This is a genomic window from Chromobacterium violaceum ATCC 12472, from assembly GCF_000007705.1.
GTDB lineage: Bacteria > Pseudomonadota > Gammaproteobacteria > Burkholderiales > Chromobacteriaceae > Chromobacterium > Chromobacterium violaceum.
In genome coordinates this window covers 524,706-550,003 of the sequence record NC_005085.1, presented here as the reverse complement: position 1 = coordinate 550,003, position 25,298 = coordinate 524,706, and the positions used below count along the sequence as shown (strand labels likewise).

Here is a 25,298-nt window from a genome sequence, read left to right as displayed (position 1 = left end):
TGAGCCGACGGGGCTGTCGTTTTCGCTGTCTCCGCCGCGCGCAAGGCGCGGCGGGATTACGCGCTTACTTCCAGCTGGACGCCATCACCGGCTGCAAGGCCGCCTGGTAATCGGCCGGCAGCGTCATCTGGCCCGCCGCCGGCGGATTGAACGCCGCCATCGCCGTCACCAGCGCCTGCACCTGCGAAGCCGCCAGCGCCTTGCCGTCGCCGGAGCGGATGGTTTCCAGCTGGTTGGCAGCATTGCCGAACCAGTTGTCCACCACCACCTTGTCGCCGCCGCCAATCACGCTGACTTCCAGACTGTTGTTCTGCTTGCGGAACCACAGCTGGCTGGCGTCGATGCCCTTGTCGAACTCCAGCGCGTCCTGCCCGCCGGAATCCTGCACCAGATCCGCGCCGTCGCCGCGGCCGAAACGGTAGGTATCGTTGCCGTTGCCGCCGTTCAGGGTGTCGTTGCCCAGACCGCCGCGCAGCGTGTCGTTGCCGTCCTCGCCGAACAAGCCGTCGTCGCCCGCGCCGCCTTCCAGCAGATCGTTGCCGTTGCCGCCGTACAGCGAGTCGTTGCCGCCGTTGCCCTGGATCCAGTCGTCAACGTTGCCGCCGCGCAGGGTGTCGCCCAGCTCGGTGCCCACCAGCGGCACGCCCTGCTTCATCAGCTGGTCGGCCGTCCACTTCACGCCGCTGGCGAAGGTGATCTGCTCGATCCAGTACAACCGGTCGGTAAACCAGTCCTTCACCGTCACGCTGTCCTGGCCGTTGACATGGCGGAACACCATGTCGTTGCCGCTGCGCAGCACTTGGATGTCGCTTTCCTTGATGTCGGCGCCAAAGCGGATTTCATCGCGGAAGACGTCCGAGTCAGTCGCTTCCCGCGCCTTGTCGATGATCAGGTCCTGACCGTCGCCCAGGTTGAACAGGTAAACGTCGCGCGCGAAACTGCCGGTCAGCGTGTCGTTGCCGGTGCCGCCTTCGAGCACGTTGTTCCAACCATACCAGGCAGCCGTCAATTGGTCGTTGCCGGCGCCGCCGCGCAGCGTGTCGCGTTCTTCGCGCCAGTCGGTGCCGTCGGTCCGGCCGCCGACGATGACATCGTCGCCGTCGCCGCCTTCCAGCAGGTCCGCGCCGTCGCCGCCATTCAAGACATCGTTGCCGGCTCCGCCGCGCAGCGTGTCGTTGCCGTCCTCGCCGAACAAGCCGTCGTCGCCCGCGCCGCCTTCCAGCAGATCGTTGCCGTTGCCGCCGTACAGCGAGTCGTTGCCGCCGTTGCCCTGGATCCAGTCGTCAACGTTGCCGCCGCGCAGGGTGTCGCCCAGCTCGGTGCCCACCAGCGGCACGCCCTGCTTCATCAGCTGGTCGGCCGTCCACTTCACGCCGCTGGCGAAGGTGATCTGCTCGATCCAGTACAACCGGTCGGTAAACCAGTCCTTCACCGTCACGCTGTCCTGGCCGTTGACATGGCGGAACACCATGTCGTTGCCGCTGCGCAGCACTTGGATGTCGCTTTCCTTGATGTCGGCGCCAAAGCGGATTTCATCGCGGAAGACGTCCGAGTCAGTCGCTTCCCGCGCCTTGTCGATGATCAGGTCCTGACCGTCGCCCAGGTTAAACAGGTAAACGTCGCGCGCGAAACTGCCGGTCAGCGTGTCGTTGCCGGTGCCGCCTTCGAGCACGTTGTTCCAACCATACCAGGCAGCCGTCAATTGGTCGTTGCCGGCGCCGCCGCGCAGCGTGTCGCGTTCTTCGCGCCAGTCGGTGCCGTCGGTCCGGCCGCCGACGATGACATCGTCGCCGTCGCCGCCTTCCAGCAGGTCCGCGCCATCGCCGCCATTCAAGACATCGTTGCCGGCTCCGCCGCGCAGGGTGTCGTTGCCGGCTTCGCCGAACAAGCCGTCGTCGCCCGCGCCGCCTTCCAGCAGATCGTTGCCGTTGCCGCCGTACAGCGAGTCGTTGCCGCCGTTGCCCTGGATCCAGTCGTCAACGTTGCCGCCGCGCAGGGTGTCGCCCAACTCGGTGCCCACCAGCGGCACGCCCTGCTTCATCAGTTGGTCGGCCGTCCACTTCACGCCGCTGGCGAAGGTGATCTGCTCGATCCAGTACAACCGGTCGGTAAACCAGTCCTTCACCGTCACGCTGTCCTGGCCGTTGACATGGCGGAACACCATGTCGTTGCCGCTGCGCAGCACTTGGATGTCGCTTTCCTTGATGTCGGCGCCAAAGCGGATTTCATCGCGGAAGACGTCCGAGTCAGTCGCTTCCCGCGCCTTGTCGATGATCAGGTCCTGACCGTCGCCCAGGTTGAACAGGTAAACGTCGCGCGCGAAACTGCCGGTCAGCGTGTCGTTGCCGGTGCCGCCTTCGAGCACGTTGTTCCAACCATACCAGGCAGCCGTCAATTGGTCGTTGCCGGCGCCGCCGCGCAGCGTGTCGCGTTCTTCGCGCCAGTCGGTGCCGTCGGTCCGGCCGCCGACGATGACATCGTCGCCGTCGCCGCCTTCCAGCAGGTCCGCGCCGTTGCCGCCGTTCAGCGAGTCGTTGCCGGCGCCGCCGAACAGGCTGTCGTTGCCGTCCGCGCCGATCAAGACGTCGTCGCCGCCCAGGCCGAAGATCACGTCATTGCCCTTGCCGCCGGTCAGGGTGTCCTTGCCCTCGGTGCCGGTCAGCGTCGCGCCGGACAGGCTGAGCAGTTCCACCAGGCTCCAGTTGGCGCCGCCGGCGAAGGCGATGCGGCCGCCCCAGTTGGCGTTGACGGTCAGCGCGTTCTGGATGGTGATGCCGTCCTGGCCGTTGCGGTGCTTGAGGATCACGTCCAGGCCGCTGCGCACCACGACGATGTCGCTGACGGCGATGCCGACGCCGAAGCGGATTTCATCGCCGGCGCTCCAGGCCACCGCCGCATTGCTGCCGTCGAAGCGGATCACATCCTGGCCATCGCCCAGATTGAAGATGTAGACGTCGCGTCCAGCGCCGCCGTCCAGCACGTCGTTGCCGGTTCCGCCCTTGAGGGTGTCGTCGCCGCCCAGGCCGATCAGGGTGTCGTTGCCCGCGCCGCCGTCCAGCACATCGTTGCCGGCGCCGCCCTGCAGCAGGTCGTCGCCCGCTCCGCCGGTGAGGACGCCGCTGGCCCACTGCGTGATCTGCGTCGAAGTCCAGCTCGCGCCGTCGGCGAAGATCACGCTGCCCACCTGGGCGGAGACCGCGCCGAACCAGTTCTGGATCAGGATGGAATCGCTGCCGTTGACGTGCTTGAGGATCACGTCGTTGCCGGCGCGCACCACCACGATGTCCGAGACCGAGATGCCGACGCCCAGGCGGATTTCGCTCTGGTGGCCGACGGAGACGTTGACCGAGTTGTTGATGATGACGTCGTTGCCGTCACCCAGGTTGAACACATAGATGTCGCGGCCCGCGCCGCCCTTCAGCGTGTCGTTGCCCGTGCCGCCCTCCAACACGGCGCTGCCGCCGACGCTGATCAGCACATCGTTGCCGGCGCCGCCTTGCAGCGTGTCGCTGGCATTGCCGCCGATCAGGATGTCGTTGCCGTCGCCGCCGACATGCAAGCCGTTCGCCCACTGGCTGATCTGTACCGAAGTCCAGCTGCTGCCATCGGCGAAGATCACGCTACCCACTTGGGCGGAAGCCGCGCTGAACCAGTTCTGGATCAGGATGGAGTCGCTGCCGTTGACGTGCTTGAGGATCACGTCGTTGCCGGCGCGCACCACCACGATGTCCGAAACCGAGATGCCCGCGCCCAGGCGGATTTCGCTCTGGTGGCCGACGGAGACGTTGACCGAGTTGTTGATGATGACGTCGTTGCCGTCGCCCAGGTTGAACACGTAGATGTCGTGCGCGGCGCCGCCTTTCAGCGTGTCGTTGCCCTTGCCGCCTTCCAGCACCACGGTGCCGCCGACGCTGACCAATACATCGTCGCCGGCGCTGCCCTTGACGGTGTCGTTGCCGCCGACCACGATCAGCTTCTGCAGATCGGCCGCGCTCCAGCGTACGCCGTCGGCGAACACCACCTCGCCGGCCCAACCCATTTTGTCCACCGCGCCGTTCTTGATGGTGATGCCGTCCTGGCCGTTGGCCAGCATCAGCACCAGGTCGTTGCCGGACTTCAGCACCCGCACGTCGGCGGCCTTGATGCCGGCCAGGAAGCGGATCTGATCGCCCTTGCTGTACTGCGCCATCTTGGCCGCCGCCACGCCGTAGTTGATCTGGTCGCGGCCGCCGCCCAGGCCGAACTCGAACACGTCGCGGCCCTTGTTGCCCACCAGCACGTCGTTGCCGGCGCCGCCGCGGAAGGTGTCGTCGCCGTTGCCGCCGATCAGCGTGTCATTGCCGGCGCCGCCGTCAAGGATGTCCGCGCCGTCTTCGCCCTGCAGCAGGTCGTCGCCATCGGTGCCGTTCTGCATGCCCACCACGCGCTGGATCAGCTCCGCGCCCAGCCACACGCTGCCGTCGGCGAACACGATCTGGCCCTGCCAGCCATGCTCGACGCTGAAGCCGCCCTGGATGGTGATGGAGTCGCTGCCGTTGACGTGGACCAGCACGATGTCGTCGCCCACTTGCTGCACGCGGATATCGGACACCGAAATGCCGACGCCGAAGCGGATCTCGTCATGCAGCGTCACCGCCACGTCCACATTGTGCGCGGCGATCACGTCGTGGCCGTGGCCGGCCTCGAACACGTAAACGTCGCTGCCGGCGCCGCCCACCAGGGTGTCGTTGCCGATGCCGCCGATCAGGGTGTCCGATCCGCCGTTGCCGATCAGCACGTCGTTGCCCGCGCCGCCGATCAGCACGTCGCTGCCTTCCCAGCCGGTCAGGGTGTCGTCGCCGTCGGAGCCGGTCAGCGTGACGCGCAGATCGGCCTGTGCCCAGACCGTGCCGTCGACAAACACGATGCGCTCGACGCGGCTGCCGGCGGCGGCGAAATAGCCCTCCACCTTCACGCTGTCGCTGCCGTTGGCATGCTTGAGCACCAGGTCCATGCCCACCCGCACCGCGACGATGTCCTTGACCGCGATGCCGGCGCCGAAGCGGATCTCATCCTGCGCCGACACGTCCACGCCGGCGGTTTCGCGGATCACGTCCGCGCCGTCGCCCAGGTTGAAGATATAGATGTCGGCGTCCGCGCCGCCGATCAGCGTATCGTTGCCCTTGCCGCCTTCCAGCACGTTGCGGCCGCTGCCGCCGTCGAGCCAGTCGTCGCCGTCGCCGCCCTGCAGCGTGTCGTCGCCGTCGCCGCCCAGCAAAATATCGTTGCCGCCCAGGCCTATCAGATGATCCTTGCCTATCCAGCCCTTCAATTTGTCCTTGCCTTCGGTGCCGGTCTGCACCAGCACCTGTTGCGCCAAATCGGCTATCGTCCAGTTGGTGCCATCGGCGAAACGGATGTTCTCGATCCAGAATGCCTTGCCTGCGAACCAGTTCTGGATGGTGACGGAATCGTCGCCGTTGCGGTGCTGCAGCACCAGATCATTGCCGATATGCTGCAAAATGATGTCTTGGGGCGCGATGCCGGCGCCGAAGCGCAGCTCGTCGCGATACGCCGGGTCGGTGTCGGCCGCGTCGGCCTTGTTCAGCGCGTTGTCCAGAATCAGATCGCGCCCGTCGCCCAGATTGAACAGGTAGACATCGCCGTCCACCCCGCCTACCAGCGTATCGTCGCCTCGGCCGCCGGCCAACGTGTCATGCCCGTTGCCGCCGGTCAGGCTGTCGTCGCCATCGCCTCCATCCAATAAATTATTGCCGGGACCGCCGTTCAGCGTGTCATCGCCGCCGTAACCATTCAGGGTATCGTCACCATCCCCGGCGCTGATCAGTTCTCCTTTATCGGTACCGTTCCACGTTTTGCCCGTTCCGGCGCCTGCGTTGCCTTGCGAAGTTGCCATTTTTTACCTTTCTGTTATCGGACTACTGCCTAAGCCAGGCATCGCTTTCCTGCGCGGCCACTCCCGCCGCCGCGCCAGAAACATCGATGCCCAGCAAATTCCTGTAAGCGTCCAAGCCCCGCTCGACGCTGTAGCGTTCCGCCGTCCGCCGCGCCCGTTCCCGCATGGCCGGGTCATCCTCCCGCAGCGCCGCCCTCACCTGCCCGATCAAGGCCTCTTGGTCGAAGAAGCCCGTCAGATGTCCGTTCACGCCCTCGCGGATCACCTCGCGCAGCGGCGCGGTGTCCGACGCCACGATGCGGCAGCCGCTGGCCATCGCTTCCAGCAGGCTCCACGACAGCACGAAGGGATAGGTCAGGTAGACGTGGACCGCCGACACCTGCAGCGCCTTGCGGTAGACGTCGTACGGCACCTTGCCGAGGAAGTGCACCCGGTTCGGGTCGACGGGGTTTTCGCGCAGCAGCTTCTCGCGCCAGTTGGCGGCGTCCGCCGGCGCGCTGCCGTAGCTGACGCCGTCGCCGCCGACGATCACCACCTGGCAATCGGGCTCGGCGCGCAGCAGCGCGGGCAGCGCGCGCATGAAAACGTGGAAGCCCCGGTAGGGCTCCAGATTGCGCGCGACGTAGCTGACGACCTTCTGCCCGGCGCGCACGGTTTGGCCGTTGGGCAGCGACAATTCGGCGGCGGCGTCGGGCTTCAACAGCTCGGTGCGGATGCCTTCGTGCGCCACGCTCAGTTTGTGGCGGTAGGCGGCGGGATGCAGGCTGTGCTGCCAGTGGGTGGGGCAGATGCCGGCGTCGGCGTTCTCCACGTTGAGCAGGTGCAGCGCGTTGCGGGCGCGCAGCCGCGCGGCGCCGTCCAGGCTGAGCGGGAATTCCGGATCGAAATCGGCGTCGGCGCCGCGGCCGTGATAGAAGAATTCGCAGTAATGGATCAGCCGCGCGTTCGGAAACAGGTCTTTCAGAAACAGCGTCTCGCCCCAGCCGGGGTGGGCGAGGATCACGTCGGGCCGGTAGCCGCGATTGGCCAAGGGCTGCAGGGTGCGCAGCACCGCCTGGCCGTGCAGCACCGCGTCCTCGTAGCCGTACAGATAGGGGTGGGCCTGGCGGCTGGGCTGGCGGTGCGGCTGGTAGCGCAGCAGCCGCACGCCCTGCAGGCCGGGCGCGGTGTCGCGCCCCACCGCCAGCAGCTCGATGCCGGGCCGGGTTTTCAGATCGTCGGCGATGTGGCGCAGCTGGCCGGGGAAATTCTGGTGGATCAGCAGGATCTTCATCTCAACGCTCCCGCAGCCCTTCGCCGACGTGTTCCCGCAGCGGGCTGAGGAAGTAGTCGATCACCCGGCGCTTGCCGGTCTTGATCTCGGCGCTGACCGCCATGCCGGCGCTCAGCTTGACCCGGGCGCCGTCTATCACCAGATGGTTTTGCTTGAGCCGGATGCGGGCGGGGAACAGCAGGCCGCGCTTCTCGTCCTGCTGCGCGTCGTGGCTGACGGTTTCCACCACGCCGTCCAGATAGCCGTAACGGGTGTAGGGGAAGCTTTCCACTTTCACCGTCACCGCCTGGCCGGGCCGGACAAAGCCGATGTCCTTGTTCTCGATCTGCGCTTCCACTTCCAGCGTCTCGTTGGCGGGAACCACCGCCAGCAAGGGCTGGGCCTCGGTCACCACACCACCGACGGTGTGGATGGCCAGCTGCTGCACGCTGCCGGCCACCGGCGCGGTGAGCTGGGTCAGCGCCTGGCGGCGGCCGGTCTTCTTCACCTCCTCGCCGGACTGCATGGCCTGCTCGCGCGCCTCGCGCAGCTTGTCCAGCGCGTCGCTGCGGAAGTTGGCGGTCAGCGCCTGCAGCTCTTCGCGCTGGCTGGCGATGGCGGCGGCCAGTTCCTGGATGCGGCTCTGCTGGCTGGCCAGGTCGCCCTGCTGCTCGATCCGCGCCTGCTGCTTGTCCAGGTAGGCATGCTTGGAGATGAAGTTCTTGTCCAGCAGCTCCTGGTAGTCATGCTCGCGCGCTTCGGCCAGACGCACCGTGCCTTGCAGCTTGATCACCTGCTGGCGGGTGGTGGACAGCTCGGCCTCGCGCTGGCGCAAGGTCGCCTGCAGCGCGTCGCGCTTGGCCTGGTAGGCGCGCCACTGGCCAATGGCCAGCGTTTCCTCGCTCAGTTGCTTGGCCGGGTCGACGCCGTCCAGCTTCTCCAGTTGCGGCAGCCGGCCGTTGTCCAGCGCCGCCAGCAGCGCCTGGTAGCGGGCGGCGGCCAGCCGCGCGGTTTCCAGCGCGTCGCCGGCCTTGCGGTTGTCGGCGCCGGCGGCGGTGGCGTCCAGTTCGATCAACAGCTGGCTGGCCTTGACCAGTTGGCCGTCGCGCACGTGGATGGCCTTGACCACGCTGGGCTCCAGCGGCTGGATGATCTTGGTGCGGCCGCCGCTGACGGTCTTGCCGCCGGCGACGGCGACGATGTCCAGCTGGCCGATCAGCGCCCACAGCAGCGCGCAGGCGAACAATGCCACGATCACGCGCATGCTCCAGCGCGGCAGGGGCGACACCGGGCTGTCGGTCAGCTCCAGGTGGGCGGGTAGGAAGGCCAGCTCGTCCTCGCTGCGCGGCTTGGGGTCGAGCTGGTGGCGGATGGACCAATGGTCGGCGAAGGCCTGGCGGTAGCGCCGCAGGAAATGCCGCAGCGCCTCGATCTGATGTTTCATCTCGGCTTATCCTTGCTGCAAGCTGTGGAGGTGGGCATAGTAGCCGCCCGGTTTCTGCGCCAGCTCGGCGTGGCTGCCGGCCTCGACGATCACGCCCTTGTCCATGGCGATGATGCGATGGGCGCCGCGCACGGTGGACAGGCGGTGGGCGATGATCAGCACGGTGCGGCCCTGGCAGATGGCGCGCATGTTCTGCATCACCGCGCGCTCGGACTCGTAGTCCAGCGCGCTGGTGGCCTCGTCCAGGATCAGGATGCGCGGGTTGCAGACCAGCGCGCGGGCGATGGCGATGCGCTGGCGCTGGCCGCCGGACAGGCTGGCGCCGTGTTCGCCTACCATGGTGTCGTAGCCCTCGGCCAGCTCCATGATGAAATCGTGGGCGCCGGCCAGCTTGGCGGCGCGGATCACCGCGTCCAGCGACATGCCGGGATCGGACAGCGCGATGTTGTCGCGCACGCTGCGGTTGAACAGCAGGTTCTCCTGCAACACCACGCCGATCTGGCGGCGCAGCCAGGCCGGATCGGCCAGGGCCAGGTCGTTGCCGTCCACCAGCACGCGGCCGGACTCCGGCACGTACAGCCGCTGCACCAGCTTGGTCAGCGTGCTCTTGCCTGAGCCGGAGCGGCCGACGATGCCCACCACCTCGCCGGCGCGGATATCCAGGCTCAGCTTGCGCAGGATCTCCGGGCCGTCCGGGCGGTAGCGGAACACCACCTGGTCGAATTCGATCTTGCCCTGGATGGCCGGCAGCGCCGCGCGGCTGGCCGGCAGCTCGGTGCGGGTGTTGAGAATGTCCCCCAGCCGCTCCACCGAGATGCCCACCTGCTGGAAGTCCTGCCACAGCTGGGCCAGGCGCACCACCGGCGCCGCCACCTGGCCGGCCAGCATATTGAAGGCGATCAGCTGGCCCACCGACAGATCGCCGCCGATCACCAGCTTGGCGCCCAGCCACAAGGTGGCCACCGTCACCAGCTTCTGGATCAGCTGCACGCCGTTCTGGCCGATATTGGCCAGCCGCGTCACGCGGAAGCCGGCGGCCACGTAGGCAGCCAGCTGGTTGTCCCAGCGCCGGGTCATGTGCGGCTCCACCGCCATCGACTTGATGGTGCCGATGCCGCCAACCGACTCCACCAGGAAGGACTGGTTGTCGGCGCCGCGGGCGAATTTCTCATCCAGCCGCCGGCGCAGCACCGGCGTCAGCATGGCCGACCAGGCGGCGTAGCATGGCAAGGAAATCACCACGATCAGCGTCAGCCAGCCGCTGTAATAGAACATCACCGCCAGGAAAACGAAGGAGAACAGCAGGTCCAGCACCGTGGTCAGCGCCTGGCCGGTGAGGAAGTTGCGGATGCTGTCCAGCTCGCGCACCCGCGCCACGGTGTCGCCGACGCGGCGCGCCTCGTAATAGGCCAGCGGCAGCGCCAGCAGGTGGCGGAACAAGCGCGCGCCCAGCTCCACGTCGATGCGGCTGGTGGTGTGGGCGAACACGTGGCCGCGCAAGGCGGACAGGATCACGTTGAACACCGACAGCGCCAACAGCCCGACGGCGATCACGTCCAGTGTGTTGAAGGCGCGGTTGACCAGCACCTTGTCCATCACCACCTGGAAGAACAGCGGCGTCACCAGCGCGAACAGCTGCAGCACGAAGGACACGCCCAGCACCTCCAGCAGCAGCTTGCGGTACTTGACGATGGCCGGCACGAACCAGGTGAAGTCGAACTTGACCAAGGCCCCGGCCGCCGACGCGCGCGAGGCGACCACCAGCAGCCGGCCGTCGTAACGCGCCGCCAGCTCGGCCAGGCTCAGCACCGCGGGACGGCCCTGCTTCAAGTCATGGATCAACACCTTGTCGCCGTCGCAGCGGGCGACGATGAAGTGCTCGCCGTTGGCCGCCAGCGCCAGCGCCGGCAAGGCCATCAGGCCGATGCGGTCCAGCGGCTGCTGGACGATCTTGACTTTCAGCTCCAGATGCTTGGCGGCGAGGAGGAGATCAGTTTCGGAGAAGGGTTCGGCGGCGCGGCCGAACTGGTGGGAGAGCTGCTCGGGGTCGGCGGCGATGCCGTGGAACTGGGCCAACAGCACCAGGCCGAGCAGGCCGTGGTCTGGCACCACGTCACCGCTGAAGTGATCGGACATGTCTTTGCAAGAAAACTGTTCTAATGGATAAAAACTTGCAAAGAAAATACCGATTTTTTATTCAATCCAGAATGTTATTTTTTACCAATTATAAAATTGACATCATTAATTCGCCATTTCCTCTCCTCTTTCAATGCGTATTAGAATTTCGACTCTAGATTGGAGCCAGACTTCATAAGGCATTCTCATGCATCTCAAATCACATTGCCATGGCGATATTTCTTACAATATCAGCGCATTAAAACTCCAAGCATGACAACAAACCAATCTGTCTGGCTCCCACGACATTCAGCAAGCGTCTTATCGCCCGCCACCATTCTGCCGTTTTATACGTATAAATACGTAGATCAGTATTCTACATCCATCAATGTCTCTATTGATTCACTCTACCCAATACCAATAAAAGTCCCGGCCTTGCCAGATCCATACTTTTCCAAACCAGTCGACGTTTCACTGAAACAGTTATAAGAAAATAAAGGCCTCCTCCGCATTTCAGCATTTCCATCGTCAAGCTCGCTTGCAGCAGGGCATGGCTGCCGCTTTTACTCTCGCCTGAAAATCGCTTGCCGCTACCCGCCACGCCTCTCCGTGACGACACCGACAGGCGGCAGAACGCTCTTGCCACCGGCTCAAACCGGTACCGGCCGCTGGCGCTCGATGCGGATGCGCAGCACCAGCGCCGCGGCAACCAGGCACAAGGCGCCGGAAATCATCGTCGCCGCGGTGTAGCTGCCCAGGCTGTTGCGCAGCATGCCGGCGCCCAGCGCGGCAAACGCCGCGCCCAGTTGATGGCCGGCGACGATCCAGCCGAATACCACCGGCGCCTGCTCGCTGCCGAACACGCCGGTGGTCAGCTTCACCGTCGGCGGCACCGTCGCCACCCAGTCCAGACCGTAGAACAGCGTGAACAGCGGCAGGCCGTAGAAGTATTCCAGCCCGAAGGCCTGCGGCAGATACAGCAGCGCCAGGCCGCGCAAGCCGTAATAGACGAACAACAGCGCCTGCGGCGCGAAGCGGTCGGACAGCCAGCCGGACAGCGTGGTGCCCAGCAGGTCGAACATGCCCATCGCCGCCAGCAGGCTGGCACCGCGAACCGGCGTCAGGCCGTAATCGCCGCACATGGCGATGAAGTGAGTGCCGATATAGCCGTTGGTGCTGGCGCCGCAGACGAAGAAGCTGGCGAACAAGAGCCAGAAGTCGCCGGAGCGGCTGGCGGTTTTCAGCGCGCCGAAGGCGATAACGATGGGATTGTGATGCACGGCCGCGGGCGGCGGCGCATTCTCCGGCTCGCCCAGCGGCCGCAAGCCGATGCTGGCCGGCCGCTCCGGCAGCAGCAGCCACGCCAGCGGCAACACGCAGACGATGCAACCGGCGATCAGCCACACCGTGCCGCGCCAGCCGTGCTGCCCGGTCAGCCAAGCCATCAAGGGTAGAAACACCAGCTGGCCGGTGGCGGAACTGGCGGTCAGCAAGCCCATCGCCAGGCCGCGGTGCTGGACGAACCAGCGGTTGACCACCGACGCGCCCAACGTCATCGCCGTGGCGCCGGTGGCGCAGCCGACCATCACGCCCCACAGCAGCTGCAGCTGCCAGTTGCTGCGCATCAGCGTGGACAAGGCCACGCTCGCCCCCAGCAAGGCCAAGGCGCTCAATACGGTGCGCCGCAAGCCGAAACGCAGCATCGCCGCCGCCGCGAACGGGCCCATCAGGCCGAACAATGCCAAATTGATCGACAAGGCCAGAGAAATGGCGGAGCGGCTCCAGCCGAACTCCCGCTCCAGCGGCACCATCATCACGCTGGGCGCGGCGCGGATGGCCGCGGTGGTGAGCATCACCAGAAAGGTGACGGCAACGGCGATCCAGGCGTAGTGGAATCGACCTCCGGTCCAGTCGCGCAAGCCGCTCATGCGACACCTCATCTAGATATGCAACACCTCACAATAGTAGAGCGCGAGACCCAGCCTCCGGCATGATGCGCCGATATTGGCAGCCAGGCATCGTCCCTGGCTTCTTATCCACAGCCTTGTCCAGATCGCCAAGTTATCAACATCCAGCGGCATTCCACCCCGCCGCCACGCGATCCCAACCATCCACGCCACCTAGTGGCAGAGCATTGATTCGCTGGCATGGCGCGTGGCAGCCTCCAAAACGCAGTAATCGACGCCCAGTGGCGCTAGGCGACGCTTTCAATATCAGCGATGGCTCTCAGCCTTTGCACCGTGGATTGCATCACCTCCCGCTCCTGCGCCGTTAGCGGTCTTTCACAATAGACGCGGCTAAGAAATAAAATGGCATCGTTTCCGTCTGGCTCGATTGCATAGCCCGGATCGGCAATGATTTCATCAAGCAGGCTCTGGGTAATGGGCGCGACATGAAAATGACAGTTCAAACCGCTAGTGAAGCCCAGTTTGTAGAAAACCACCTTGTATGGCTCGTAGGCGCGCTGGAGGATGGTTTCGGCTCTTGCGAGCGCGGCGCCCAATTCTTGCAATGCCGCCATGCTCAGCGCGGGCAGATCAGCGGCCTGCTCCTTGGCTGAGAGGATGAGATAACCAGGGAAACGAGCATCGCGCCGATGCGTCGCTTGCCAATGCGCCATTTCAAAAATCAACAATTCACTCATGCCCGCACCTTGAAATTTTCACAGGGCGCGGCACCCGACCGCTCCCGCATAAAGCCAAGAAACGCTTCCATCCGGGCGGACAAGCCTCGCGACGATGGCCACAACAGCCGCAGCACCACCTTCTCGCCGTTTTCGCTGCCTAACAGCGGTCTCAAGCTGCCGTCTTCCAGTTCGCGGCGGATGGAGATGTCCGGCAGACAGGCGATGCCCTGCCCCTGCAAAGCGAAATCCAGCCGCGCATGCACGCTGTTGCACACCAGCGCACGCGGCAATTCCGCATTGACCAAAGGCCATGCCTCCAGCTTGCCGCTATTGGGCGAGCGATAGTGGATCAGTTGATGCTCCGCCAATTGCGCCGCGCTTCGCGGCTGGCCGTGGCGGACCAGATAATCCGGCGCGGCGACGATGAGGCGGCGGAATCCCGGCAGAGCCAGGCTGCGCAGCTTGCCATCGTCGCCCGCCCCGACACGGATGGCCGCGTCGAAACCTTCCTCGATGATGTCCACATTGCGCTCGCTGTAATCCAGCTCCAATGCCACTTCGGGATAACGTTGCCGGAAGGCCGCCAGTTCCGCCATCAGCACGCCGCCGATCGGCGGCAGGCTCAGCCGCAACACGCCGCCAGGCTGGCGGCTTGATCGCTCCAGCACTACGCGCAGCGACTCTGCCTCATCCAACAAGCTCCGTCCCCGGCTCAATACCGTTTCGCCCTCTGCCGTCAGCGCCAATGAACGGGTGTTGCGTTGCAGCAATCGCACGCCCAGATCCACCTCCAGCCGGCTGATGCGCTTGCCCACAGCGGACGCCGACACGCCGAGGACACGCCCCGCGCCGACAAAACTGCCCTGTTCCGCCACGGCGATAAACACCGCCAGTTCGCTCAATGAAGCCAGCACACGTTCTCCTTTGCCAATCGGCAAGTGTACGCCATTCATGCCAAATGGTTCCGCACAGAGTGGAGCGGCGACCGGCTGTTTCCGGCCATTGCCGTCGCTTAGGCTGGCGCTTTGCTTTCACGCTGAGATCGTCATGCCTGCTTCCCGCCTCTTCACTCCAGCGCTGTTGACGCTGGCGGTGGCCGCCTTCGCCATCGGCACCGCAGAATTCATCATCATGGGCTTGCTGCCCCTCATCGCCGCCGATTTGCATGTCGGCCTGCCGCGCGCCGGCTATCTGGTGGCCGGCTACGCGCTGGGCGTGGTGGCCGGCGGCCCGCTGCTGGCGGGCCTGATCGCCCGCCAGGACGAAAAACGCGCGCTGAGCGCGCTGATGGCCATCTTCATCGCCGGCAACCTGGCCTGCTTGCTGGCATCCAGCCTGTGGCCGCTTTTGCTGGCGCGCATATTCACAGCCCTCTGCCACGCCAGCTTCATCGGCGCGGCGGCGGTGATGGCGGCTCGCCTGGCCCCGCCCGGCATGGCCGGCCGGGCGATGGCGCTGATGTTCAGCGGCATGACGCTGGCCAATGTGCTGGGCGTGCCGGCCGGCACGTGGCTCGGGCAAACAGCCGGTTGGCGCGCGACCTTCGCCGCAGTGGCGGCGCTAGGCTTGATCACTCTGTTGCTGATCCGCTGGCTGTTGCCGACGCGCTCCGGCGAGCGCGGCAGCGCCGAAACGCCAGCGCGTTTGCCGGGTCGGGTCTGGCTGGCGCTGCTCGCCAGCGCGCTGGCCGCCGCCAGCATGTTCGCCTTTTTCACCTACCTGGTGCCGACGCTGATCCAGTTCGGCGGCCTGCCTCCTGAGCACTCCAGCGCGGCTCTGTTGTTATGCGGCGCGGGCCTGGTGGCGGGAGGCTGGATAGGCGGAAGGCTGGCGGACGGGAAACTGGTCAGGGCGCTGATCCTGACGCTGGTCTTGCTATGCGGCAACCTGGCCGCTTTCCACCTGCTGGCTGCGCGCCTGCCCATCGCGTTGGCGCTGATGACGCTATGGGGCGGCCAGGCCTTCGCCCTGTGCATGCTGCTGCAAGCACTGGCGATACGGCTGGCGGGAGAGGCCACATCGCGGGCATCCGCTTTCAATGTCGGCGCCTTCAATCTGGGCAATGCGCTGGGCGCTTGGCTGGCGGGTTTGCTACTCGGTCACGGCGGAACCTTGGCGCAAACCAGTCTACTGGCCGCAGGGTTGGCGGCGCTGACTTTACTGCCGGTGCTGTTTGTTTGGCGCAAGAAAGCCGTCGACGCATCCTCGCTTGTCCGCGCATGAAACAACGGACCGCGCGGCGGCGGTCCGTTCAGGCAGGATGAAAAATCAGGCGGCCAGCTGCGTCGCCAGCGCCCGCATCGTCTGCCATGGCTCGCCGGGCTCGACGCCCTTGATCTGGCGGTCGATGCGCGCGCACTCGGACAGCGCGGCCATCAGCTTGCGCGGGCCGATGCGACGCAGCGCCGGCTCGGCCAGTTTCTGCTTCTCGCCCCACAGCCTGAGCTCGCGCGCCATGTCGCGCGGCTGGCGGCCGTCCTTCAGGCCCTGGCGCAGCTTGAGCAGCATGCGCACGTCCTCGGCCAGCGACCACAGCACCAGCACCGGCGCCTCGCCCTCGGCCATCAGGCCGTCCAGCATCCGCGTCAGTCTCGGCGTGTCGCCGGCCAGCCAGGCTTCGGACAGCTGGAACACGTCGAAGCGGGCGACATTGGCCACCGCCGCCTGCAGATCGGCCAGGCTCAACTCGCCCTTGGGATAGAGCAAAGCCAGCTTGTCCACCTCCTGCCGGGCGGCCAGCAGATTGCCCTCCACCCGGTCGACGAAGAACGCCAGCGCGTCGGCGCCAAGCTGCTGGCCCTGGGCCTTCAGCCGGCGGGAGATCCAGCCGGGAAGCTCGGCGCGGCCCACCGGGCGCGCCTCCACCACCTGGGCGATCTTGTCCAGCGCGGTGAACCACTTGCTCTGCTGCTGCGCCTTGTCCAGCTTGGGCAGCGTGATCAGGGTCACCGTGTCCTGCGGCGGATCAGCGGCCAGGCGCTGCAAGGCCTCCACGCCCTCGGTGCCCGGCTTGCCGCCGGGAATGCGGATTTCCAGCAGCTTCAGCGAAGCGAACAGCGATACGCTGGACATCGAGTCGGTCAGTTGCGACCAGTCGAAGCCGCTTTCCACGGTCAACACCTCGCGCTCCAGATAGCCGGCCGCGCGGGCGGCGGCGCGGACGGCATCGGCAGCTTCCAGCGCCAGCAACGCCTCCTCGCCGTGCACCAGGTACAGCGGCGCCAGCCCCTTGGCCAGCGCCGCGTTCAGCGCGTCAGGGCTGAGGGACGGCATCGGGCTTCACGCTCACGGGGCCGGCCAGCGGCGCGGCCGGCACCTTCAGGTAGGCCAGACGGCGGACGATCTGCTCGGCGGCGTCGCGGCGCGCATCGGCCCACAGCAGGTCTTCTTCCTGCTGCTTGCCCAGCACCTGGTTATCCGAGTAGTTCAGGCTGCGGCGCACGGTCACCACCATGTCCGGGTCCACCGGCACGCCGCCGATCACCGTGCGCACGACAACGGTATAAGTCAGCTGGTATTCGTTGATGCGGCCGCCGGTATTGATGGTCAGGATGTCCTTGGACTGGTTCTCGCTGACCACGCTCACCACCGCCTGCGCGCCCTTGGGCTCGGACATCACGCTCAGCTTGGGATCGCGGGCGAATACCGTGCGCAGGTCGGCCTCGATGCTCTTGCCGGTGGCCTCCAGATACATGGTGGAGAACGGCAGCGGTTTCAACGAGCCGCCCAGGCCGCGCAGATGGAAGCCGCAAGCGGTCAGCAGCAAGGCGAAACCGGCGAGCAGCGCGAACTTCAGACAGTGTTTCATTGCATCCTCCATGGCGGACTGCGCCGCCAAGCAAAAGCGGCGCGGGGCCTTCCGGCAGCCCGCGCCGCGCTCCAGGCTGGATTAGACGACGATGTTCACCAGGCGGCCCGGCACCACGATGATCTTCTTGGCCGGCTTGCCTTCCATGAACTTGATCACGTTCTCGTGCGCCAGCGCGGCGGCTTCGATCGCGTCCTTGGCGGCATCGGCGGCCACGGTCACGCTGCCGCGCAGCTTGCCGCACACCTGCACCATCAGCTCGATCTCGCTCTTCACCAGCGCGGCCTCGTCCACCTTGGGCCAGGCTTGCGCCAGCAGCTCGGTGCCCGGCTTCAGCGCGTTCCAGATGCCGTCGCAGACGTGCGGCACGATGGGCGACAGCAGCAGGGTGGCGGCTTCCAGCACTTCCTGCGCCACCGCGCGGCCGATGTCGCCCGAAGTGTCGGCCTTGTCGTAGGCGTTCAAGAGCTCCATCACCGCGGCGATGGCGGTATTGAATTGCTGGCGGCGGCCGTAGTCGTCGGCCACTTTCTGGATGGTGCCGTGCAGCTTGAAGCGCAGCTCCTTCTGGCTGGCGTTCAACTCGCCGGAAGCGTACGGCGCCACCACGCCGGCCTCGACGTGCTCGCGCGCGGTTTTCCACAAACGCTTCAGGAAACGGAACGCGCCTTCCACGCCGGCGTCGGACCATTCCAGGCTCTGCTCCGGCGGCGCGGCGAACATCATGAACAGGCGCGCGGTGTCGGCGCCGTATTTCTCGATGAACTCCTGCGGATCCACGCCGTTGTTCTTGGACTTGGACATCTTCTCGATGCCGCCCACCACCACCGGCTGGCCGTCGACGCGGTGCTTGGCGGCGACGATCTTGCCCTTGGCATCGCGTTCCAGGATGACGTCCTGCGGCGCGATCCAGTCCTTGGTGCCGTTGGGCAGGTCGCGGTAGAAGGTCTCGCACACCACCATGCCCTGGGTCAGCAGGCTCTTGAACGGCTCGTCCGACGACACCAGGCCTTCGTCGCGCATCAGCTTGTGGAAGAAGCGCGCATACAGCAGGTGCAGGATCGCGTGTTCGATGCCGCCCACGTATTGGTCGACCTGCAGCCAGTAATCGGCGGCCTGCTTGTCCACCATCGCGGTGTCGCACTTCGGCGAGGCGTAACGGGCGTAGTACCAGCTGGACTCCACGAAGGTGTCCATGGTGTCGGTTTCGCGCTTGGCCGCGCCGCCGCACTTCGGGCAGCTGGTTTCGTAGAATTCCGGCATCTTGGCCAGCGGCGAGCCGGCGCCGTCCGGAATCACGTTTTCCGGCAGCGTCACCGGCAGGTCTTTTTCCGGCACCGGCACGTCGCCGCAACTCGGGCAATGGATGATGGGGATCGGGCAGCCCCAGTAGCGCTGGCGGGAGATGCCCCAGTCGCGCAGCCGGTACTGGGTCTTTTTCTGGCCCAGGCTCTTGGCCTGCAGGTCGCCGATGATGGCGTCGAAAGCGGCTTGATAGCCCAGGCCGTCGTACTTGCCGGAATTGACCGTCTTCACGGTGTCATCCTTGGCGCCGTACCATTCCTGCCAGTTGGCGGCGTCGTACTCGCCGTCGCCGGACGCCAGCGCGATCACCTGCTTGATCGGCAGCTGGTACTTGTTGGCGAACTCGAAATCGCGCTCGTCGTGCGCCGGCACCGCCATCACCGCGCCTTCGCCGTAGCCCCACAGCACGTAGTTGGCCACCCATACCGGCAAGCGTTCGCCGGTCAGCGGGTGGATCACGGACAGGCCGGTGTCCATGCCCTTCTTTTCCATCTTGGCCACGTCGGCCTCGGCGACGGAGCCGGACTTGCACTCGGCGATGAAGGCCTGCAGCGCGGCATTGCCGGCCGCGGCCTGGGTGGCCAGCGGGTGCTCGGCGGCGACGGCGACGTAGGTGGCGCCCATCAGCGTGTCCGGACGGGTGGTGTAAACCTTCAGTTCGCCGGCGTGGCCGATGCTGGCCTCGTCGTACGGGAACACCACGTCGGAGCCGTAGCTCTTGCCAATCCAGTTGCGCTGCATGGTCTTGACCTGCTCCGGCCAGCCGTCAAGCTTGTCCAGGTCCGCCAGCAGCTGCTCGGCGTAGTCGGTGATGCGGAAGTAGTACATCGGGATTTCGCGCTTTTCCACCAGCGCGCCGGAGCGCCAGCCGCGGCCGTCCACCACCTGCTCGTTGGCCAGCACGGTCTGGTCCACCGGGTCCCAGTTGACCACGCCGTTCTTCTTGTAGATCACGCCCTTCTCGAACAGGCGGGTGAACAGCCACTGCTCCCAGCGGTAGTAGTCCGGCTTGCAGGTGGCCAGCTCGCGCTCCCAGTCCAGGGCGAAGCCCAGGCTGTCCAGCTGGGTTTTCATGTATTCGATGTTGGCGTAGGTCCACGCCGCCGGCGCGCCGCCGTTCTTCATCGCCGCGTTCTCGGCCGGCAGGCCGAAGGCGTCCCAGCCCATCGGCTGCAGCACGTTGAAGCCCTGCAGGCGCTTGAAGCGGGCCAGCACGTCGGTGATGGTGTAGTTGCGCACGTGGCCCATGTGCAGCTTGCCGGACGGGTACGGGAACATCGACAGCGCGTAGTACTTGGGACGCGACGCGTCCTCCACGGCCTTGAAGGCGGCAGTCTTCTGCCATTTCTGTTGGGCGGCGGCTTCCACCGCGCGCGGGCTGTATTGTTCTTGCATGGCGATCTTTGTCTGGACTCTGAAATACAAAAGGCGGGCTGCCCGGAGCGCGATCTGCGCGCATGCATCCGGTCAGCCCGTCCGCAAAATGATTGCCCCATTATAACGGCGTCTTCGCGTCGGCGATAAGACCCAAAAAACAAATGCTTGGCGCGCGCGGCCTCAGGAGCAGGGCTTGAGCCCCCAGCCCTTGCGGCCGCGCCAGCAGGAGAAGTCCTCCTTCACCGCGCGCAGCGTCCAGACGCTGTCCTCGCGGCTGAACTCGAAACGCTGGCGCACGCCTTTGACGCTGTCGTCCATCAGCCCCTCGCGGATCAGCGTGATGCCGGCCCGGTCGAAGGCCTCCGGCTGGCTGGTCTGGACAACCTTCAGCGTGGCGTACTCGAAACGGCCGTCCTCTCCCAGACGGTTCTTGGCGAAGCGCAGCGCCACTTCCAGCGGCAGCTCGCCCGGCTGGCCGGCGAAGGGCAGCCTCGCCTCGTCGCTGTAGGCGAAGGCCGCCGGCGCCGCCGCCAGCAGCCCCGCCACGCACACCATCACGCCTTTCAACACGCGTCGTCCTTTCACTTCGGTCAAACGGGTTCGACCACGGACAAGCGGACAAGGTTGCAGACGGATTCGGAGCCTGTTCAAAGTCTCGCGAGACGAGGCGAAAACAGCTGAGGAAGCGGAGCATGCATACGACGCACGAGCCTGCTGCAGCGGCACTCGCCGCGCGCGCCCTCACAATGCTCTGCAGGGATTGAACAGGCGCTCAGCCGCACAGCAGGCTGTACAGCATTTCGCTGGCCATCGCCGCCATCAGCACCGCGAAAGCCTTTTTCAATTTGGGCACCGGCAGCCTATGCGCGGCCTTGGCGCCGGCCGGAGCCAGCAGCACCGTCATCAGCATCAGCGCCAGCATCGCCGGCAGGTAAACGAAACCGACTGCGCCGGGCGGCAATCCCGGCGCGCCCCAGCCGCTGTACACATAGCCGACCGCGCCGGACACGGCGATCGGCCAGCCCAGCGCGGCGCTGGTGGCGATGGCGGTGTGCACCGGCACATTGCACCAGCTCATGAAGGGCACGCTCATCGATCCGCCGCCGATTCCCACCCAGCTGGAGATCATGCCTATCGCGCCGCCAGCCGCGCCCTGCCCACCCCAACCCGGCATCTCGCGCCCGCCCTTGGGCTGGCGGCCGGCCAGCATCTGCAGCGCCACCGCGTAAGCGTAGACGACGAAGAACCAGCGCAGCGCCAGACCGGAAATCCAGCCGGCGATCAGGCTGCCCAGCAGCGTGCCCGCCACCATCGCCGGCGCCATGCCGCGCACGATGCGCCAGTCCACCGCGCCCTTCTTGTGGTGCGCGCGCACGCTGGACAGGCTGGTGAACACCATCACCGCCAGCGAAGTGCCCACCGCCAGGTGCTGGGCATGCGCGCCGCCCAGATGCGCGGCCGACAGCACCGCCAGCACCACCGGCACGATGATCAGGCCGCCGCCGACGCCCAGCAGGCCGGCCAGAAAACCGGCCACCGCCCCGCAGGCCAGCAGCGCCGCAAGCAATCCATACGACAACATCTACACGCCTCCCTAATGCCCGCGGGCCGCGCTCATCCGGCCCGGCGGATATCCAGCAGGTCCATCAAATACGCCCATTCCTCCGCCGTCACCGGCGTGATCGACAAGCGGTTGCCGCGTTTGAGCACCGTCATTCCTTCCAGCGGCGGATGCCGGCGCAGCTCGGCCGGCGGCAGCAGCCGCGTCTTGCGGACAAAGCGCACGTCCACGCACAGCCAGCGCGGATCGGCGGGGTCGGACTTGGGATCGTGGTAGGGGCTGGCCGGATCGAACTGGCTGGAATCCGCATGCGCGGCGGCCGCCACTTCGGCGATGCCGGCGATGCCCGGCTCCGGGCAGGACGAATGCCAGAACAGCAGCAGATCGCCGGGCTGCATGTCGTCGCGCATGAAATTGCGCGCCTGGTAATTGCGCACGCCGGTCCATTCGAACAGCCGCGCGGGTTCGGCGGCCAGGTGGTCGATCGAGGTTTCGTCGGGTTCCGACTTCATCAGCCAATAGCGCATGGGCAATATCTGTTAATCGCTGAGTGGATGGGGAAAGACTTGCTCAATCTTACTGGAAAGATTGCTTCGTATGCTGGCGGTAACGGGACAGGCATGCTGTCCGTCATCGCAGGAGCGCGAAAATGAAACAATGGATACTGGCCGCCATCGCGGTCGGCAGCCTGGCCGGCTGCGTGGTGGAGCCGCCGCGGGTGGCCGTGGCGCCGGTTATGGTGCGCCCGGCCGTGGTGGTGCCGGTGGCGCCGGCATACTACTACGACTACGGCCCGCGCCGCGGCTGGCGCTAAGCGCGGCTGCGAAGCCATAGCCAACCCAGCGGCAAGGCCAGATTGGCTAGCGCGCTGAGCCAGTACAACGCCTGGAAGGGCTGCTTGCGGGTCTTGTGGCGGAAAGCGCGCTGGGCGAGCCAGGCGGCGGGCCAGCCGCCGGCCAAGTGCAGCCATTGCAGCCTAGCCTCCGGGATGCGCCACTGGCCGCGCAGCGCCGCGCGCTTGTCCAGCCAATAGACCAGCAGCGTGGGCGCGGCCATCACCGCGTAAGGCAGCCACCACCACCAGGCCAGCCGGCCCAGCAGGCAGGCCGCCAGCAAGGGCAGCAACAGCAGCAGGATCATGCGCGCGCGCTCCGCAACGGCAGGCGGCGCAGGCCGGATTCGGTCAACAGCCAGTCCAGCCTCACGTCCCACGCCTCGCGCGGCACCGCGTCCACCAGCTGGCAATCGAAAGCCACGCCCACCAGCAGCGGCTTGCCGCTCAAGGCGTGCCGGCGGCGGAAAGCCAGCGTGCTGTCGTAGAAGCCGCCGCCCTGCCCCATCCGGTAGCCGTCCCTATCCACGCCCAGCAAGGGCACGAACACCACGTCCAGCCGTTCGGCGCGCAGCCTCGCGCCGGCGTACTCCAGGATGCGGTAACGAGGATGCAGATACCAGCGGTCGGCGGCGTCCAGCCGGGTGAACCACAGCCGACGGCCGCGCTTGGGAATTTGCGGCAAATAGACCGCCGCGCCGCGCCACAGCGCCGCATTCATCACTTCGGCCAGGTCCAGTTCGGAACCGGCGGCGAGATAGCCGCCGACGCGCTTGCCGCGCTTCAGCAGACGGGAGGCGTGGCGGGCGATCGCGCGCGCGGCCGCGGCGCGGCAGGCCGGCGGCAGCGCCATGCGGGCGCGGCGAAGCTGGCGTCTGAGCGCCGGCTTGTCGATATCGGGGGAAGTCGAGGTCATCGGTAAGGAGGGGGAACCCCCGCGAGTGCCGTTCGGGCTAAATTCGCTTGTACCCTGTTTCCAGGAGGGGCCGCCTGCCAGACATTTCGGGCGCGTTCACCAGAGAACGCGGCACGCCCATGTCTCACGCTGGCAGCCAAAAGCGAACGCATTGGTACAAAGGAATTGTGTGCCTTCACGAACACCGCAGGGGATAAACTGACCTTTGGTGCGCCGGCGCCGCTTGGTTAGAACAGCGGCTGCTGGCTCTGGCTCAGCGCCTGATCGGCCGCTTCGCCCATGCTGCGTATTTTACGCTGAAACGCCGCCATCTCCAAGCCTTCACCGACTTTTGTCTTCAAGAGGTCGTGCGCGATGTTCAGCGCGGCCATGATGGCGATCTTGTCGGCGTCCATCACCTTGCCGTGCTGCTGGATGGTGGCGATCTTGCCCTCCAGCAGACGCACCGCCTCCAGCAGCGTCTCCTGCTCGCCCTGCGGGGTGCCGATGGTGAAATGCCTGCCCAGCAGCTCGATGTCGACCTGAACCACGTCGCTCATTGCTCGTTCTCCGGCGCGGCGGGCAGGCGCGCCACCAAGGCCGCCACCCGACTGCGGGTTTCGTTGACGCGGAAGTTCAGCTCGGCATTCTCCTTCAGCGCTTCGGACAGCGCCTCGGCGAATCGGCCGTTCTGGACTTCCAGTTCCCGGATGCGGGCGATCAACGCCGCGACGCGGGATTCGAGGTATTCCAGTTCATTGTCCATGGCGGCGAGGATAACGGGCGGCTACTTGGGCGTCAAACCCAGCCGCTGCCGGGCTGTGTCCAGCCGTGCACACAGCTGCTCCGCGCCGTCCACCAGGCGCGGCCCGGGGATGGCGATGGCGTCGCCCGGCAGGGCCAGCAGCGCGCCGCCCGCCACCGCCGGCATGGCCTGCCAGCGCTTCCACATCGCCAGCGTGGCGTCGTCGCCGGCCACGATGGCCTGCGGTTGCGCCGCCACCACGGCGGCGGTCGACACCTGCGGCGCCGGCAAGGGCAGATCGGCGAACACGTTGACGCCGCCGCAGACGCGGATCAAAGCATCGATATAGCTCTTGCCGCTGACGGTGAAGATGGGCGTCCGGCTCAACTGATAGAACACCCGCAGCGGGGTCCGTCCGCTGTAGCGCTGCCGCAGCGCCGCCAGCCGCTGGCGGTAAGCCGCCGCCGCCTGGGCCGCCGCCGCGTCGGTGCCCGCCAACTGGCCCAGCTTGACGATTTCCTGCGCCACGTCGTCCGGCTGCAGCGGATGGCTGATGAACACCGGCACGCCCATGCCGCGCAGCCGCGCCAGCTCGCGCGGCGTGCCGCCGTCCTGCCACGCCACCACCAGGTCGGGCTTCTGCCTCAGCACCGCCTCCAGGCTGAAGCCGGTGAAGCCGCCGACGCGCGGCAGCTTCTTCGCCGCGGCCGGGTGGTCGCTGTAATCGACGGTGGCCACCACCTTGCCGCCGGCGCCGGCGGCGAACAACAGCTCAGTGGCGTGCGGCACCAGGCTGACGATGCGCTGGGCCGGCCTGTCCAAAACCACGGTCTTGCCGGCGCCGTCTGCGGCCTGAACCGATGCTTGAGCATACGCCGCAGCCAGCAGCAGGCCCCATCCCGACCAGGCCGGCCTCATGCCGCCGGCTCCTTCAGGGCTAGCGGCAAGCCGCAAGCCACTAGGGTCACCCGGTCGCAACGGGCCGCCGCCAACTGGTTGAGCCGGCCCAGCTCGTCGACGAAGCGGCGGGTTTCCGCATCGCCGCCCACCACGCCCCAGCCCACTTCGTTGGACACCAGCAAGACCTCGCCCTGGAGCCGTCCCTGCGCGGCCAGCAGCGCGTCGCGCTCCACCGCGTACTCGGACTCGTCGAAGCCCTGCTCGCCGAAGAAACGCATCAACCACATGCCCAGGCAGTCGATCAGCAGCAGCCCGCCCGGCGCGTCATGGGCGGCGATGGCCGCGGCCAGCCCGCGCCCGGCCTCGGCCACGCGCCAGTGCGCCGGCCGCTGCGCGCGGTGGCGCTCCACCCGGCGCGCGAACTCGGGATCGCGCACCTCGGCGGTGGCGAGATAGCACACCGGTCCGCCATGCCGGCGGGCCAGGTCTTCGGCATGGCGGCTCTTGCCGCTGCGGGCGCCGCCGGTGATCAGGTGGGGCAT

At 66.5% G+C, this 25,298-nt stretch carries 21 protein-coding genes and 1 other RNA gene; 2 read left to right on the top strand and 20 right to left on the bottom strand.

Annotated features, from left to right (window positions below):
* Positions 1-64: 64 nt before the first annotated feature.
* From CV_RS23300 to CV_RS02510, 7 genes are all read right to left on the bottom strand, one after another.
* Positions 65-5,896, bottom strand: coding sequence for a calcium-binding protein (locus CV_RS23300; protein WP_011134071.1), 5,832 nt, complete (start codon positions 5,894-5,896; stop codon positions 65-67).
* Between the two features lie 22 nt (positions 5,897-5,918).
* Entirely contained in the window at positions 5,919-7,169 is a 1,251-nt protein-coding gene (locus CV_RS02535; RefSeq protein ID WP_011134070.1) for a glycosyltransferase family 4 protein, read from the bottom strand.
* A 1-nt stretch (position 7,170) separates the two neighbouring features.
* Positions 7,171-8,592 (bottom strand): HlyD family type I secretion periplasmic adaptor subunit, encoded by a 1,422-nt coding sequence (locus CV_RS02530; RefSeq protein WP_011134069.1) that lies wholly within the window; start codon positions 8,590-8,592, stop codon positions 7,171-7,173.
* Positions 8,593-8,598: 6 nt separating this feature from the next.
* Entirely contained in the window at positions 8,599-10,728 is a 2,130-nt protein-coding gene (locus CV_RS02525; RefSeq protein ID WP_011134068.1) for a type I secretion system permease/ATPase, read from the bottom strand.
* Between the two features lie 629 nt (positions 10,729-11,357).
* Positions 11,358-12,635, bottom strand: coding sequence for an MFS transporter (locus tag CV_RS02520; RefSeq protein ID WP_011134066.1), 1,278 nt, complete (start codon positions 12,633-12,635; stop codon positions 11,358-11,360).
* Between the two features lie 266 nt (positions 12,636-12,901).
* Entirely contained in the window at positions 12,902-13,351 is a 450-nt protein-coding gene (locus tag CV_RS02515) for a hypothetical protein (protein ID WP_011134065.1), read from the bottom strand.
* Entirely contained in the window at positions 13,348-14,247 is a 900-nt protein-coding gene (locus tag CV_RS02510; RefSeq protein WP_218567043.1) for a LysR family transcriptional regulator, read from the bottom strand. The genes CV_RS02515 and CV_RS02510 overlap by 4 nt, the downstream gene beginning before the upstream one ends.
* Before the next feature lie 133 nt (positions 14,248-14,380).
* On the opposite strand from CV_RS02510, the gene CV_RS02505 reads away from it, so the two are divergent.
* A complete protein-coding gene (locus CV_RS02505; protein WP_011134063.1) occupies positions 14,381-15,556 on the top strand; it encodes an MFS transporter in 1,176 nt (391 codons plus the stop codon).
* A 45-nt stretch (positions 15,557-15,601) separates the two neighbouring features.
* Here the strand turns inward: CV_RS02505 and holA are convergent, their stop codons facing one another.
* The 6 genes from holA to CV_RS02475 all read right to left on the bottom strand — a co-directional run bounded on the left by holA (position 15,602) and on the right by CV_RS02475 (position 21,911).
* Positions 15,602-16,606, bottom strand: a complete 1,005-nt coding sequence (gene holA, locus CV_RS02500; RefSeq protein ID WP_011134062.1) for a DNA polymerase III subunit delta — start codon at positions 16,604-16,606, stop codon at positions 15,602-15,604.
* On the bottom strand, positions 16,587-17,141 hold the full coding sequence (lptE, locus tag CV_RS02495) for an LPS assembly lipoprotein LptE (protein ID WP_011134061.1): 555 nt from the start codon (positions 17,139-17,141) through the stop codon (positions 16,587-16,589). The genes holA and lptE overlap by 20 nt, the downstream gene beginning before the upstream one ends.
* Positions 17,142-17,222: 81 nt before the next feature.
* Positions 17,223-19,841: a leucine--tRNA ligase gene (leuS, locus tag CV_RS02490; protein WP_011134060.1), complete on the bottom strand. Its 2,619-nt coding sequence runs from the start codon at positions 19,839-19,841 to the stop codon at positions 17,223-17,225.
* 162 nt (positions 19,842-20,003) lie between these two features.
* Positions 20,004-20,393 (bottom strand): hypothetical protein, encoded by a 390-nt coding sequence (locus CV_RS02485; protein ID WP_147296168.1) that lies wholly within the window; start codon positions 20,391-20,393, stop codon positions 20,004-20,006.
* A 202-nt stretch (positions 20,394-20,595) separates the two neighbouring features.
* Entirely contained in the window at positions 20,596-21,405 is an 810-nt protein-coding gene (locus tag CV_RS02480; RefSeq protein WP_011134058.1) for a sulfite exporter TauE/SafE family protein, read from the bottom strand.
* 32 nt (positions 21,406-21,437) lie between these two features.
* On the bottom strand, positions 21,438-21,911 hold the full coding sequence (locus CV_RS02475; RefSeq protein ID WP_043595337.1) for an EVE domain-containing protein: 474 nt from the start codon (positions 21,909-21,911) through the stop codon (positions 21,438-21,440).
* Positions 21,912-22,033: 122 nt separating this feature from the next.
* On the opposite strand from CV_RS02475, the gene CV_RS23905 reads away from it, so the two are divergent.
* Complete coding sequence (locus tag CV_RS23905) at positions 22,034-22,198, top strand: hypothetical protein (RefSeq protein ID WP_011134056.1); 165 nt, start codon at positions 22,034-22,036, stop codon at positions 22,196-22,198.
* On the opposite strand, the gene CV_RS02470 is transcribed toward CV_RS23905, so the two are convergent.
* The 7 genes from CV_RS02470 to cobU form a co-directional block, all read right to left on the bottom strand.
* A complete protein-coding gene (locus CV_RS02470) occupies positions 22,195-22,524 on the bottom strand; it encodes a DUF1294 domain-containing protein (RefSeq protein WP_011134055.1) in 330 nt (109 codons plus the stop codon). The genes CV_RS23905 and CV_RS02470 overlap by 4 nt on opposite strands.
* The gene (locus tag CV_RS02465) at positions 22,521-23,132 is read right to left on the bottom strand and encodes a 5-formyltetrahydrofolate cyclo-ligase (protein WP_011134054.1); all 612 of its coding nucleotides are present in this window, start codon (positions 23,130-23,132) and stop codon (positions 22,521-22,523) included. Before CV_RS02465 ends, CV_RS02470 begins: the two co-directional genes overlap by 4 nt.
* A gap of 12 nt (positions 23,133-23,144) precedes the next feature.
* Positions 23,145-23,328: non-coding RNA, 6S RNA (gene ssrS, locus CV_RS22600), on the bottom strand.
* 31 nt (positions 23,329-23,359) lie between these two features.
* Entirely contained in the window at positions 23,360-23,671 is a 312-nt protein-coding gene (locus CV_RS02460; RefSeq protein WP_011134053.1) for a cell division protein ZapA, read from the bottom strand.
* On the bottom strand, positions 23,668-23,877 hold the full coding sequence (locus tag CV_RS02455; protein WP_011134052.1) for a hypothetical protein: 210 nt from the start codon (positions 23,875-23,877) through the stop codon (positions 23,668-23,670). The genes CV_RS02460 and CV_RS02455 overlap by 4 nt, the downstream gene beginning before the upstream one ends.
* A 21-nt stretch (positions 23,878-23,898) precedes the next feature.
* Positions 23,899-24,774, bottom strand: coding sequence for a cobalamin-binding protein (locus tag CV_RS02450; RefSeq protein ID WP_011134051.1), 876 nt, complete (start codon positions 24,772-24,774; stop codon positions 23,899-23,901).
* On the bottom strand, positions 24,771-25,298 hold the full coding sequence (gene cobU, locus CV_RS02445) for a bifunctional adenosylcobinamide kinase/adenosylcobinamide-phosphate guanylyltransferase (RefSeq protein ID WP_011134050.1): 528 nt from the start codon (positions 25,296-25,298) through the stop codon (positions 24,771-24,773). Before cobU ends, CV_RS02450 begins: the two co-directional genes overlap by 4 nt.